The following is a 13,971-nucleotide window of genomic DNA, read 5'->3' as shown; positions in this document are numbered from 1 at the left end:
ACCAACTCATTTAACGTGACAACCCAATAGGACTATTCATGACAATTAGCCAAGATCTTTTTAATCGCGCACAAGAATCAATCCCAGGCGGTGTTAATTCACCAGTTCGTGCCTTCAATGGCGTTGGCGGTACTCCTTTATTCATCACTAAAGCTGAAGGTCCTTTTACCTTTGATGCTGATGGTAACCGTTATATCGATTACGTTGGTTCATGGGGACCAATGATCATGGGTCATAACCACCCTGCTATTAAACAAGCGGTATTAGAAGCCGTTGAAAATGGCCTAAGCTATGGTGCACCGACCGAAACTGAAATCTTAATGGCCGAAAAAGTAAAAGAGCTCGTACCATCAATCGAAAAAGTACGTATGGTAAGCTCTGGTACTGAAGCGACTATGAGTGCAATTCGTTTAGCGCGTGGTTTCACTGGACGTGACAAGATCTTAAAGTTTGAAGGCTGTTACCACGGTCATGCCGACTCACTACTAGTAAAAGCAGGCTCAGGCGCGCTTACAATGGGCGTTCCTAATTCACCGGGCATCCCTGAAGATTTTGCTAAGCACACATTAACGGTGTCGTTTAATAACCTTGATGAAGTCAAAGCAATTTTCGAAAAATACGCTGATGACATTGCCTGTATCATCGTTGAGCCAGTTGCTGGCAACATGAACTGTATTCCACCTGTACCTGGCTTCTTAGAAGGTCTACGTGAAGTGTGTGATGAATACAAATCAGTGCTTATTTTTGATGAAGTAATGACAGGTTTCCGTGTTGCTTTAGGTGGCGCACAAGCTTACTACAACATCAAACCAGACCTTACTTGCCTAGGTAAAGTAATCGGTGGCGGTATGCCAGTGGGTGCATTTGGCGGTAAGAAAGAAATCATGGATTTCATCGCACCTGTCGGCCCAGTTTATCAAGCAGGCACATTATCAGGTAACCCAATTGCCATGACTGCAGGCTTAAAGTCGCTTGAGTTATTATGCGCTGAAGGTCTACACGATGAACTAGAAGCTAAGAGCAAAGCAATTTGTGAAGGCTTTGAAGCCGCAGCGAAAAAAGCAGGTATTCCACTTACAACAAACTACGCGGGTGGTATGTATGGCTTCTTCTTTACTGACAAAGAAAAAGTAACTAGCTACCAACAAGCGACTGAGTGTGATTTAGAGCGCTTTAAAAAGTTCTTCCACTTAATGCTTGAAGAAGGCGTTTACCTTGCTCCTTCAGCTTTCGAAGCTGGCTTTGTATGTGCTGAACACTCTGAAAAAGAGATCAACGATACTATTGCAGCAGCAGAGCGCGCATTCGCGAAGCTTTAAACCGAAAATAATATAGGTCACTTTTAATCGGTGGCCTATACTTCCAAACGTTTACCCCATCAGAAAATAATAGATAAGATTATTTTCGAAAATTAAAAACCAAAAATATTATAATTAAAACATCATTTATACAAACCAAATGATTTTTCCCTGCATTTATATTTTAAAATATAACGAAAGCGATATAAAAAACCCAACAAACTGTTTTATAAGAATTAAAAGTAGAATTAAAATTTACTTAACGCAATTACATCAAATTACATCTGTGTATTTTTTGTATAAACAAGCAAAAAAAGTCAATTTTAGATCGTTCCAAGGCGTTTTTTTGTAAGTTTATCGTATTTATAATATAAAAAATTGATCTGTATGTCCCCAATGTGTTACCAATTTGTTTCACGCTTTATTTAATAGTTAAAACCCCAAATAAATAAAAAACAAAGCGTGGTAGTTATTAACAAACAATAACAAATCAAAATCTAAAATTTCACAGGGAAAGCTCAATGAAAAACAACTTTTCAAAAACATTTAAGCGTTCATTCACAGCTGCAGCTGTTGCTATGACCTTAAGTGCAGCAATGCCTGCTATGGCTGACAATGTTAATGGTGCAATCAAAGGTAACATCGTTACTCAGTCTGGCGTTTCTTTAGCTGGTGCAACAATCACCATTACCGATAAGTCAAAAGGTTATGAAAAAACTCTCATTGCAGATGCAAATGGCCAGTTTAATCTTAACCAAGTACCTGTTGGTAAATATAATGTAACAGTGTCACAGGCTGGTTTTGAAAAAGCACAGATCAACGATGTAATTATCGGTGTTGGTAAAACTGCACTACTCGAGATTCCATTGGTTGAAGGTAATATAGAACGTATTGCAGTTGTTGGTGGCGCAGTTCGTGCTGTTGACGTTTCGGTTACGGAATCATCATTGAACATTAGTTCAGAAGAACTTGAATTATTACCGGTTGCTCGTTCATTAACATCAGTTGCTTTACTAGCTCCTGGTGCAACTGAAGGTGATAGTCGCTTTGGTGATCAAGCATCATTCGGTGGCTCATCTGTCGCAGAAAACGCATATTACGTAAATGGTCTTAATATGACTAACTTCCGTAACGGTTTAGGTGGCGCAACCATCCCATTCTCAGCATATGATAGCTTCCAAATTAAGACTGGTGGTTATTCGTCTGAGTTTGGTCGAACAACTGGTGGCCTAATCTCTGCAGTAACAAAATCAGGTACAAATGACTTTCACTTTGGTGTTGAGTCAATTTACTCTCCTGATTCATTAAGAGAACAAGCACCAAATTCAGTTTACTTACAAAATGATCGTTGTGAGGCTGCTGATGGTCACTGTATTGGTGATTTATTTGTTAACAACCAAGATGACTATGTAAACTCATTTGAAACAAATATTTATGCTTCAGGTGCACTAATTGAAGATACGCTTTTCTTCTACGGAATTTATACATTCCGTGATATCGAACAAGAGTACGGTAATGCTTCTCAAACCTCTCTAACAAAAGAAAAAGATGATGACCCTTACTATCTAGCGCGTATTGACTGGAACATCAATGATGATCATCAATTAATGCTTTGGGGTTTTAGCGATGAACGCACATACTCAGAAAGCACAATCGAAGATCCTAATGGCGTTGGCAACTACACAGTAGATGGCGGTACAGCTTATCACAAACGCGGTGGTGAAAGTTTTGCAGTACGTTATACAGGTAACCTGACTGATGACTTAAGCATGTCTGCTATGTATGGTGAAGTTAAATTCTCAGAAACTGATTATTCTGACTTTGATGACTGCCCTACTGGCTATGACGCAGACTTAGGTGTTGATACTACCTGTTATGTAAACTTCACTGTAGGCGCCAATGAAGATAAGCGCGAGCAATTGCGCGTTGACTTTGATTGGTACTTAAATGATGAGCATACATTAAGATTTGGTTATGACTCAGAAACCAATACATCAGATGCAACTACGATTAACTCTGGTGGTATTTACTACTACTACAGAACATACGAAGAAGGTGCTCGCCTTCCAAACGGTTATATTCTTCCAGAAGAAATGAAAACAACTCGTGTACGTAACTATAAGAATGGTGGTGCATTCGAAGTTGAAAACTGGGCGATTTATATCGAAGATCAATGGGCTGTTACAGATAACTTAACGTTAACTTTAGGTCTACGTAATGACAGTTTCACAAACTACAATGCTGATGGCGATGAATTTGTATCTATTGATAACCAAATTGCGCCAAGATTAGGTGCATCTTGGGATATCAATGGTGACGGTGACAGTAAATTATTTATTACAGCAGGTCGATATTACTTACCTGTTGCTGCAAATACGAACATTCGCCTTGCAGGTGCCGAAACTTATATTCACACTTGGTACGAGTATGAAGGCCTTAATGCTGATGGTACTCCTGTTGGTTTGAGCAATCAATTAGGTGATATCGCTATTTCAAATGGTGGTGATGGCACAGCAAAACCTTCAAACACCCTAGCAGATAAAGATCTTGAGCCTATGTACAATGATGAAATCATTGTAGGTTATCAAGCAGCGATTAATGATGACTGGTCTTGGAGCATCAAAGGTACATACCGCACACTTGGTAATCAAATTGATGATGGCTCATACATCTTTACTGATGAAAATGGTGAAAAAATTGGTGAAAACTGGTTCCTATTTAACCCAGGTAATGGCGCAACATTTAATTTTGACTTAGATGGGGACGGTGTAACTGAAGAGTATAGCTTCACAGCTGAAGAGCTAGGTTATCCTGAAGCTAAACGTCGTTACGCTGCAGTTGACCTTTCAATTGAGAAAAGTTGGGATGAGGTGTGGTCTTTAAAAGCACTATACACTTGGTCACATAACTACGGTAACACAGAAGGTTTTGTTAAATCTGATAATGGTCAAGATGATGCTGGTTTAACACAAGACTGGGATTACCCTTATCTTATGGATGGTGCTAACGGTAACTTACCAGCAGACCGTCGTCACAATATTAAAGTTTACGGTGCATACGCAGTTACTGAAAACTTCTTAGTAGGCGCAAATCTAAATATTGCTTCTGGTCGTCCTTGGACAGCACTAGGTGCGGGCTATACACCAAACCCAGACTTATATGATTATGGCGATACTTATTATGTAGGTGATAAACGCTATCCTCGCGGCAGTATGGGAACAACTCCCTGGACAGCGCGATTAGATCTTAACTTTACGTACAACTTGCACTTTAATGATCAAAAAGTACGCTTCGCATTAGATATTTTCAATATATTTGATGCAGCTACAGCAACTCGTTATGACGAAGTTGCTGAAATAGCGGCTGGTGATGACAGTGCAACATTTGGTTTAGCTGAAAGTTATCAATCTCCTCGTAGAGTCCAACTATCTGCTTCTTACGACTTTTAATTTCGATTAAATTAGTAAGATAAGCAACGATTCTAAAAGCCTCATTATGAGGCTTTTATTTTTTAATATTTACAACTAAATAGTGCTGCAATAATTAGTCGATATTTATTTAAAGTGAATCAAGCAACCTTATAAAATACAAGTGAAAGCATGAGGAAGGAACAAGGCTTCAAAATAAAACCATACTAATGGTAGGTTAATAGTTTTCGCGGTATTAATGTCTGATTTAGGCATACAAGAATAACAAATTATTGTACAAATCATTCAATAAAGTACTGCAATTCAAGCTCTATAAACGTCATTTTGCTTGCCAGAAGCACTGAAAAAAGTACATTCATTGCAATCTACAACATACAAATTTAGCTCAATTATACATTGAGCTAAATACTTGAAGGACCAAGTTTAACGCTGACAACTAGGTCTCGGCTCAAACTCGCTGGCTCGAATTGGAAGCTGCACCACTTTGCCGCACCCAGGAGGTGCTTGTAAACCGGTTTCTTCATTAATGAATGCCCAACGAATAGAAGCAGGACGAGTATCCGCTATGGCTTCAGGGTTGAGTGGTTTAAGGTAGCGAATATAGGCTTCTAGTGCACCAACACTGCCTGTTAAACCTGTGCTCTTGTTATCGTCGCGACCAATCCATGCAACAGTAACTGTGTTTTGGTCAAAACCGGCAAACCAGCTATCGCGTAAATCATTACTAGTGCCTGTTTTACCTGCAAGTTGGATTGATGGGAAGTGGGCGTTTAAACGTTTAGCGGTACCGTCTTTTGTCACGCGTTTCATTGCGTACTTGGTCATGTAAATTGATGCATCGTCGAAGCGTTTTTGCGAAGCCACTTCATGTTTATAAAGTACTTTACCTACTGAGTCAGTCAGTGCTGAAATAGACGTTAATTCGCGGTACTGGCCATCTGCGGCAAGGGTAGTATAAAGCTGTGCCACTTCAAAACTAGAAAGCTCAAGTGCACCTAAAAGCAATGATGGGTATTGATCAATACGCCCTTCTACACCTAAACGCTTCAAGGTATCGGCCACTTTATCTACACCAACATCAAGACCAGTATTAACTGCAGGAATATTAATACTATTACTAAATGCTTTATATAATGGCATATATCCGCGGAACTGCTTGTCGAAGTTCTCAGGTTGCCATACTTTACCTTGCTCATTAGTCACTTGTAGCGGCGAGTCATCCACTAAAGTGGCAACATTAAATTTGCCACTTTCAAATGCAGTTAAATAAACTGCGGGCTTAACTAATGAGCCAATGTTACGCTTAGTATCTAGCACTCGGTTAAAACCAAAATAACGTACGTCACGACCTGCAACTAATGCTGAGACCCCACCCTTTTCAACATTAACAGAGATCATCGCCGCCTCAAGCTCTTCTGTTTTTGGGCGCCTTTCTAGGTAAGGTAAACTTGCTTCAATAGACTCTTCCATTGCTGTTTGCTTTTGTAAGTCAAAATAGGTGAAGACACGTACCCCAGCATCTAACACCTGCTGATCTGGTAACAAACGTTTTAATTCGCGATTAACCAACTCTAAGTAACCCGGATATGACTTTTGCAGGCTGTCTTTCATCGGTGCAATATCAATAGGACGCTTTAACGCCGCGCGGTATTCTCGAGTATCAATAAGCTTATTTTCAACCATTAAACGAAGTACGAGATCACGGCGCTCCATTGCACGTTCGCTATAACGACGCGGGTTGTAATACGAGGGACCTTTGACCATAGCCACAAGCAGTGCAATTTGATCGTATTCAAGTTCATCCACAGGTTTTGAGAAATAAAACTCAGCGGCAAGACCCATACCGTGAACACCTTGATTGTAAGACTGACCCAAATACACTTCATTGAGGTAGGCTTCTAATATTTCATCTTTGCTGTAGCGATAATCTAATATTAATGCGATAAGAGCTTCATTAAACTTACGCACCAGCGATCGCTCACGGGTTAAATAAATATTCTTTGCTAATTGCTGAGTTAAGGTACTACCGCCTTGCACTGTTCTACCAGCTTTAATATTACTGTATAGAGCGCGCATAATTGACCACACAGATACGCCGTGGTGTTGATAAAAATTACGGTCCTCAACCACCAGCAAGGTGTCTTTTAGCATTGGTGGAAATTTATCAAGCGGTACAAACTCACGATCTTGTTTTGAGTCATTACCAATTCGGGCAATTTGTACCGGCTCTAATCGCGCGCTGTTTAAACGACGACCAAACTTATCTTTGATTGTTGCTAACTTTTGCCCCGAAAAGCGCAGCTCAATTACTTGTGAATCTTCTAGGCCATCATAAAACTCAAACTCACGGCGATACACTTTAATACTATTGGCTGATTTAACATACTGACCGGTACGGCTTAGCTTATTTACAGATGAGTAATTTAAGCGGTTCAATTCCCAAATAACCTCTTGCTGAGACAAGTATTGCCCAGGATAAAAGCTCATTGCACGGGCATAAACTTGTGCTGGTAACTGCCATTTATTGCCTTCAAACTGACGGGTAATTTTGGCATCTAAATAAATTAGATACAGCACCATAGCAATAATCAATGCGAGCGAAAGCTTCCAAAAGATTGACCAAAGTTTTCTTGTTACACTGGCTTTAGCTGGGCCTTTGGGTGCGCGTGAGCGCTTAGTGGTATTTTTCTTTGATGCCGCCTTAGGTTTGCTAGACGACTTTTTTGCAGGAGTTTTTTTATCAGCCATTGAGTTCGCTATTGGTCAGTTAATTTTACAGGAATACACCTTAAACAGCGCAATGTTAACACCTGTAAAATTAACAGTCACTTAAACTCGTTTAGCGAGTACACAGCCATAGCGAGTGGATCACTGCTGGTATAAAAAAGATGAAGCATAAAATAATGTTAATCACTAAGTCTTTACCTGCACCCGCTTTTAAAAATACTGCCACAGGCGGTAAAAACAGTGAAATGATTATAAGTAAGAGTTTGTTATCCATAGTTTTTCCTTATTAGTTTGGAATTTAAAGTATAGTTCAAAAGTGACTATTTCGCTTATTAGAGAAAAGTTATTTAAATGCAAAAAAGCCCTACCTAAGTAGAGCTTTGATTTGAACACACAATGATATTGTTAGGTACGTGCTACTGCACGCACTGAGATTAGTTACTGCGAACTGATACAAACTCAGGGTAAGCATCAATACCACAGTCATGTTGATCCATACCGTTCAACTCTTCTTCTTCGGTAACACGGATACCCATGGTATTTTTCAGGATTGCCCACACGATTGATGATGCGATGAACACAAACCCTAAGATACATACTAAGCCAATTAATTGATTAACAAAGGTTGCATCTGAGTTTGAAAGTGGTACTAGCATGATACCTAATGAACCACACACACCATGTACAGAGATAGCACCCACTGGATCATCAATTTTTGCTTTATCAAGCGCAACAATACTAAACACAACCAGTGAGCCACCTAATAGACCAAGTAAACAAGCAAGTAATGGAGTTGGTGATGCTGGCTCTGCAGTAATTGTTACAAGACCTGCTAATGCACCATTTAGAACCATAGTTAAATCAGCTTTACCCCATAACACTTTACATACGAATAGTGCTGCAATAGCGCCGCACGCTGCTGCTGCATTAGTGTTTAAGAAGATTTTACCTACTGCTGTTGCATTTTCAGCGTCAGAAACAAGTAGTTGTGAACCACCGTTAAAACCAAACCACCCCATCCAAAGGATTAATGTGCCAAGTGTTGCTAACGGTAAGTTAGAACCTGGAATTGGATAGATTTCACCGTTTTTACCGTATTTACCTTTACGAGCACCTAGGAAAAGTACACCAGCTAGCGCTGCCGCAGCACCTGCACCATGAACGATTGCAGAACCAGCGAAATCAACAAAGCCCATTTCAGATAAGAAGCCTGCGCCCCAAGTCCAGTAACCTTCGATTGGGTAGATAAAACCAGTTAAAACAACAGTAAAAACTAAGAATGCCCATAACTTCATACGCTCAGCCACCGCGCCAGATACGATTGACATAGCCGTTGCTACGAACACAACTTGGAAGAAGAAATCAGACTCTAAAGAGTGGTCCGCATCAGCAGCTTGAGTGCCAATTAATGCGCCAAATGAAGGAATGAAACCGCCTTCTGCATTATCAACATACATGATGTTGTAACCCACTAATAAAAACATAGTGCAGGCAATAGAAAATAGTGCAACGTTTTTAGTTAGGATTTCTGTTGTATTTTTTGCACGCACTAAACCTGCTTCCAGCATAGCGAAACCAGCCGCCATCCACATTACTAAAACACCCGACATTAAAAAGTAAAAAGTGTCGAGTGAGAACTTCAACTCTACGATAGTGTTTTCCATAATTCCCCCTTAAATTGCTTCTTCATCTAGTTCGCCCGTACGAATACGAACGATTTGGTCTAAGTCGTAAACAAAAATTTTGCCGTCACCAATTTTGCCTGTTGAAGCAATTTTTGTGATGGTTTCAACTACGCGTTGACAATTTTCGCTACGAGTTGCAATTTCAAGTTTGATTTTTGGAATAAAATCGACTTGGTATTCAGCTCCACGATATAGTTCAGTATGACCGCGTTGACGACCAAAGCCTTTTACATCAACAACTGTCATCCCCTCAATGCCTAAATCAGCCAATGCTTCACGTACATCATCAAGTTTGAATGGCTTTATTATTGCACTAATCATTTTCATAGTGGCCCCCTTCGGACGCTTATTGTTATCCTGTTGGTTTATACAATCCAACCTTTGTGCCATTATTTTTTATTCTTTAATTTCAATTGATTATGAATAAAAACTAGTTTTTGCACAAAAAAAATGCACCCTAATGGTGCATTTTTTTAACAATTAGCCAGCGCTGGTGCAGTAAGCACAACTATAACTGAACTAAGCAGTTCCGATCTTGCTGTTTGGCTTGATATAAGGCTTTGTCAGCAATGCGCATCGCAGCTGTAAGTGATACTTTTTGGAATAGGGTCATACCGATGCTCATCGTTAATGAATAAGGCTCACCGTTAATTGAAAAAGCATGACTCGCTAACTGCTCTCTGAAAATATTGAGTTTAGATTCTGCGTTAGCTAAATTCATATTGTGCAGAACCACTGCAAATTCTTCGCCGCCAATTCTAGCGATAGTGAAGTCATCAAATTTAGTCTTTAAAAATGAAGACACTTGCTTTAGAGCCTGATCACCTGCTTCATGACCAAACTGGTCATTCACATTTTTAAAGAAGTCGATATCAAGCAAGGCCAGTACGTTTTCTTGCTCAACATTTTTAAGCAGTTTTTCTGCGTATTGATAAAAATAACGACGATTATGCAAACCAGTTAAATGGTCGCGGTATGCACTTTCTTTTATATCGGCTATTAAAGCAAGCTGCTCCATGGTTTGCATAACACGGCAATGAAACTCTTCATTCATAAACGGCTTAGTTAAAAAGTCGTTTGCTCCGTATTTAATAAAACGCGCCGACAAGCCATGCTTACCCGCACCGGATAACCCGATAATTGCTAAGTCATCACGGCCACGGAAATTACGCACCGCTTTCACTAACTCAAAACCATCCATTGTTGGCATTGCATAGTCTGTAAGTAACAACTTAATCTCAGGGTCGTCTTTTAACATTTGCAATGCTTGCTCACCATCTTGGGCATCGCGTACATCAAACAATTGCTTTTCGAGCATTTGCTTCATTAAAGTGCGGCTCAATACTGAGTCATCGGCTACTAGCGCTTTACTCCCATCATTTCTAAGTAGTTGCGCAACAAGCTTTATCGCATAATGATATGAATCACGGTTATCTTTAACCACGTAATCTACTACACCAAGCTCTAACATTTGCTGGCGAATATATTCATCAATCTTTGATGTCAGGACAACGGTTGGAATATTTTTTGATAAGGTGTATTTAGCTACTTCGCCATTCATCGCATCAGGTAGCGTTAAATCGACTAAGGCTAAGGTGTAATCGTGCTCTGATATTAAAGAGACGCCCTCTTTTAAAGACCACGCAAAGTCAACAGCTACATCTAAATAGTGAGCAGCGAGATGACGTAACACTTGCTGTACTACTTTACTGTCTTCGACGACTAATACTCTTTGCATTGCAACTTCTCTTTTCTAAGCACGTGTACACAGATTATAAACACGCTAAATATACGTCATTTTTTAATCTAGCTAAATAATTAAGCAAAATATCTTTGCTAAAAAATGCACTTTTTTGTAATCGTTCAGCATTTCCGGTTATTTTTCTGTTTAACAGCTAATATTGGTCACTAGTCTCATTAGTTTGTCATCGAGTTGGCTTTACTTTTTAATAGCTGCAATTCGAATAATAAGGAATCAACATGAAACTAGTTAGTTTTATTGGCTTGTCAGTGACAGCACTAACACTGACCTTCAGTACTCCAAGCTTTGCAGATAATGGACGTCGTATTGACGTTGACAGCAAAGTAGTGACAGAGCATAAAGCTCGCATTAATGGTGAGCGCTTTTCATATACCGCAACCACTGGCACACAACCGGTTTGGAATGAACAAGGTGATGCCGTAGCAACGCTGCAATATACTTATTATACCCGTGATAAAGTAGACGATAGAACAAAACGTCCTTTGGTCTTTTCTTTCAATGGTGGCCCAGGCTCTGCATCAGTATGGATGCACCTTGCCTATACTGGACCACGTGTATTAAAAATTGATGACGAAGGCTACCCAGTTCAACCTTATGGCGTAAAAGATAACCCTTACTCAATTTTAGACGTGGCTGATATTGTTTATATCAACCCAGTTAACACGGGTTACTCACGTGTTCTTGAAAACGAAAAAGGTGAGCTTCCGAGTAAATCAGACCAACAAAAAATGTTCTTTGGTGTTAACGCTGACATCAAATACTTAGCAGAGTGGTTAAATACTTTTGTTTCTCGCAACGAGCGCTGGCGCTCACCTAAGTTCTTAATTGGTGAGAGCTATGGTACGACTCGTGTTTCTGGTCTTGCTCACGAATTACAAAATCGCCAATGGATGTATATCAACGGCGTTATTTTAGTATCACCAACTGAAATTGGTATTAAACGAGAAGGCCCGGTAGAAGCAGCTAATCGCCTACCTTACTTTGCAGCGACAGCTTGGTACCACAAAGCCCTCAGCTCAGACTTACAAGCAAAAGACTTAGACGAGTTACTACCTGAAGTTGAACAGTTCACCGTTAATAAGTTTTTACCAGCAATTGCTAAAGGTGGTTTTTTACCTGCAGATGAAAAGCGAGCAATCATTAAGCAAGCAGCAAAATACGCAGGCTTATCTGAGAAGTTTGTTGAGCAAAACAACCTTGATATTCCAACTAATTTCTTTTGGAAAGAGTTATTACGTGAGCGCGGCCAAACAGTGGGTCGTTTAGATTCTCGTTACCTAGGTATCGACAAACGTGATGCAGGTGAGTCTCCTGATTACTGGGCAGAACTGACTTCTTGGTTACACTCATTCACGCCTGCAATTAACTATTATCTTCGTGAAGAGCTTAACTACAAAACAGATATCAAATATAACCTATTTGGTAATGTTCACCCTTGGGACCGCTCAGGCAACAACACAGGTGAAAACTTACGTTTAGCAATGGCACAAAACCCATACTTAAACGTGATGATCCAATCTGGCTACTATGACGGTGCAACAAACTACTTTGATGCTAAATACACAATGTGGCAGTTAGATCCAAGTGGCAAAATGAAAGATCGCTTAAGCTTTAAAGGCTATCGTAGTGGTCACATGATGTATTTACGTCATGCTGATTTAGAGTCATCAAATAATGACTTACGTGATTTTATCCTTAAATCACTACCAGCCGAAAGCAAATCAGCAAAATACTAAACAGCGTATTTGCAAACCCATAATAGAAAAAGCCCGTTTTATGCGGGCTTTTGTTTTTCCACCAATCTATTTGGGTATATACTCAAGTCATTGATTTAAGGATTTGGATAATCAGCAAATGGCAGAAAAATTTCGTGTGATGTTTGCAGGCCTTGAAGCCGGTGTCGACCAAACACAAGCAACAGAACAACTAGCCGCAAAACTAAAAACAACAACAGACAAAGTAGCGACCCTGTTTGAGCATAAGCCATTATTTGCGCCGAGCGAGCAAGATAAAGCACTTAAACAAGCTAAGTTGCTTGCCAGTGTAGGCATTAAAGCTAAACTCCAAAGCGTTAATCAAACAGCCACCAGCAGCCAATCAACAAATTTAGCCGCACAAGCCAAAGAGCGTGAAGAACGTATTTTCGATGCCCTCGATTACATTACCAGTAGCCTTATTCGCCTAGAAGAAAAGCTAGATGACCTAGAGCAACGTTTACCTGAGCCAGAAAATAATAGTGTTGCTGATAGCGACGATAGCTGGCAAGAAGATGCTCTGCTGCTTGAAGACGAATTAACAGAGCCCGTTAAAAAACGCTCAAACACACTACTCTATTCGCTTATTGCGATGGTCATTTTATTATTAATCATTTTGGGTGTAGTGGAGCTTTTTCCTGAACTTTTCTCCTTTTTAGAAAGTTAACACTAATATTGACATGAGCAACACACGAGCAGAAATCAGACAATCCATTCGAAAAAAGCGCAATTCACTGACTGTTGAACAACAAAAAAATGCAGCAATTGCGCTAAAAGTGAATTTTACTCAACACTTAAAATCGTTAAAAACACCTAAAAACGCCCATATCGGCATTTATTTTAGTAATGACGGAGAGTTAGACACCTCATTGTTAATTAAAGAATTATGGGTGCAAGGACAGCATTTATACCTGCCTATAATCCACCCCTTCAACGGTACAACTTTATACTTTCAAAGGTATGAAGAAAATTCACCCATGACTACAAACCGCTATGGTATCTTGGAACCCAAGTTAAATTGCAGTCAAATATGTCCTCTAGACAAGCTTGATATTTTACTTATGCCATTAGTGGCATTTGATGATCAAGGTAACCGTTTAGGAATGGGCGGCGGGTTTTATGACAAAACGTTGGCTCGGTATTACCAAGAAAACTGGCAAAAACCGATTTTGATCGGCCTTGCCCATCAATGTCAGCATGTTCCAGCATTGCCTATTGAATCGTGGGATGTACCGTTAAAACACATTATAACCCCAGAGAAAATCTACCAATGGTAAGCAAACTGTTTGTATACTATAGACCCTCTCTGACAGCTAA

At 39.8% G+C, this 13,971-nt stretch carries 10 protein-coding genes; 5 read left to right on the top strand and 5 right to left on the bottom strand.

The annotated features are described in order from the left end of the window. The first annotated feature begins 38 nt into the window (after positions 1 to 38). Both hemL and HCZ11_RS18015 read left to right on the top strand, forming a co-directional pair. Positions 39 to 1,319 (top strand): glutamate-1-semialdehyde 2,1-aminomutase, encoded by a 1,281-nt coding sequence (hemL, locus tag HCZ11_RS18020; RefSeq protein ID WP_167659136.1) that lies wholly within the window; start codon positions 39 to 41, stop codon positions 1,317 to 1,319. A gap of 500 nt (positions 1,320 to 1,819) precedes the next feature. Then, on the top strand, positions 1,820 to 4,747 hold the full coding sequence (locus HCZ11_RS18015) for a TonB-dependent receptor (RefSeq protein ID WP_167659135.1): 2,928 nt from the start codon (positions 1,820 to 1,822) through the stop codon (positions 4,745 to 4,747). A 402-nt stretch (positions 4,748 to 5,149) separates the two neighbouring features. On the opposite strand, the gene mrcB is transcribed toward HCZ11_RS18015, so the two are convergent. The 5 genes from mrcB to HCZ11_RS17990 all read right to left on the bottom strand — a co-directional run bounded on the left by mrcB (position 5,150) and on the right by HCZ11_RS17990 (position 10,876). Further along, positions 5,150 to 7,474 carry a penicillin-binding protein 1B gene (gene mrcB / locus HCZ11_RS18010; protein ID WP_167659134.1) on the bottom strand — a complete coding sequence of 775 codons (2,325 nt, stop codon included), beginning with the start codon at positions 7,472 to 7,474 and terminating at the stop codon, positions 5,150 to 5,152. A gap of 91 nt (positions 7,475 to 7,565) precedes the next feature. After that, entirely contained in the window at positions 7,566 to 7,727 is a 162-nt protein-coding gene (locus HCZ11_RS18005) for a YqaE/Pmp3 family membrane protein (protein ID WP_082401591.1), read from the bottom strand. A gap of 160 nt (positions 7,728 to 7,887) precedes the next feature. Beyond that, on the bottom strand, positions 7,888 to 9,117 hold the full coding sequence (locus HCZ11_RS18000; protein WP_130049527.1) for an ammonium transporter: 1,230 nt from the start codon (positions 9,115 to 9,117) through the stop codon (positions 7,888 to 7,890). 9 nt (positions 9,118 to 9,126) lie between these two features. Then, on the bottom strand, positions 9,127 to 9,465 hold the full coding sequence (locus HCZ11_RS17995; RefSeq protein WP_054554260.1) for a P-II family nitrogen regulator: 339 nt from the start codon (positions 9,463 to 9,465) through the stop codon (positions 9,127 to 9,129). A gap of 181 nt (positions 9,466 to 9,646) precedes the next feature. Continuing rightward, complete coding sequence (locus HCZ11_RS17990; protein WP_130049528.1) at positions 9,647 to 10,876, bottom strand: diguanylate cyclase; 1,230 nt, start codon at positions 10,874 to 10,876, stop codon at positions 9,647 to 9,649. A gap of 242 nt (positions 10,877 to 11,118) precedes the next feature. Here HCZ11_RS17990 and HCZ11_RS17985 point away from each other — a divergent pair, with 242 nt between their 5' ends. From HCZ11_RS17985 to HCZ11_RS17975, 3 genes are all read left to right on the top strand, one after another. After that, a complete protein-coding gene (locus HCZ11_RS17985; protein ID WP_167659133.1) occupies positions 11,119 to 12,636 on the top strand; it encodes a S10 family peptidase in 1,518 nt (505 codons plus the stop codon). A 118-nt stretch (positions 12,637 to 12,754) separates the two neighbouring features. Then, complete coding sequence (locus HCZ11_RS17980; protein ID WP_130049530.1) at positions 12,755 to 13,321, top strand: hypothetical protein; 567 nt, start codon at positions 12,755 to 12,757, stop codon at positions 13,319 to 13,321. A 13-nt stretch (positions 13,322 to 13,334) separates the two neighbouring features. Beyond that, the gene (locus HCZ11_RS17975; protein WP_167659132.1) at positions 13,335 to 13,931 is read left to right on the top strand and encodes a 5-formyltetrahydrofolate cyclo-ligase; all 597 of its coding nucleotides are present in this window, start codon (positions 13,335 to 13,337) and stop codon (positions 13,929 to 13,931) included. The last annotated feature ends 40 nt before the right edge of the window (positions 13,932 to 13,971 follow it).

The organism is Pseudoalteromonas sp. HF66, assembly GCF_011806445.1.
Lineage (GTDB): Bacteria > Pseudomonadota > Gammaproteobacteria > Enterobacterales > Alteromonadaceae > Pseudoalteromonas > Pseudoalteromonas apostichopi.
The sequence above is the reverse complement of the archived record's forward strand: the minus strand, read 5'-3'. Positions and strand labels throughout refer to the sequence as shown.

What these genes read in the sequence shown, in the direction of transcription:
- hemL (WP_167659136.1), top strand. Translation starts at nt 39, where the DNA reads ATGACAATTAGCCAAGATCTTTTTAATCGCGCACAAGAATCAATCCCA.
- HCZ11_RS18015 (WP_167659135.1), top strand. Translation starts at nt 1,820, where the DNA reads ATGAAAAACAACTTTTCAAAAACATTTAAGCGTTCATTCACAGCTGCA.
- mrcB (WP_167659134.1), bottom strand. Translation starts at nt 7,474, where the DNA reads ATGGCTGATAAAAAAACTCCTGCAAAAAAGTCGTCTAGCAAACCTAAG.
- HCZ11_RS18005 (WP_082401591.1), bottom strand. Translation starts at nt 7,727, where the DNA reads ATGGATAACAAACTCTTACTTATAATCATTTCACTGTTTTTACCGCCT.
- HCZ11_RS18000 (WP_130049527.1), bottom strand. Translation starts at nt 9,117, where the DNA reads ATGGAAAACACTATCGTAGAGTTGAAGTTCTCACTCGACACTTTTTAC.
- HCZ11_RS17995 (WP_054554260.1), bottom strand. Translation starts at nt 9,465, where the DNA reads ATGAAAATGATTAGTGCAATAATAAAGCCATTCAAACTTGATGATGTA.
- HCZ11_RS17990 (WP_130049528.1), bottom strand. Translation starts at nt 10,876, where the DNA reads ATGCAAAGAGTATTAGTCGTCGAAGACAGTAAAGTAGTACAGCAAGTG.
- HCZ11_RS17985 (WP_167659133.1), top strand. Translation starts at nt 11,119, where the DNA reads ATGAAACTAGTTAGTTTTATTGGCTTGTCAGTGACAGCACTAACACTG.
- HCZ11_RS17980 (WP_130049530.1), top strand. Translation starts at nt 12,755, where the DNA reads ATGGCAGAAAAATTTCGTGTGATGTTTGCAGGCCTTGAAGCCGGTGTC.
- HCZ11_RS17975 (WP_167659132.1), top strand. Translation starts at nt 13,335, where the DNA reads ATGAGCAACACACGAGCAGAAATCAGACAATCCATTCGAAAAAAGCGC.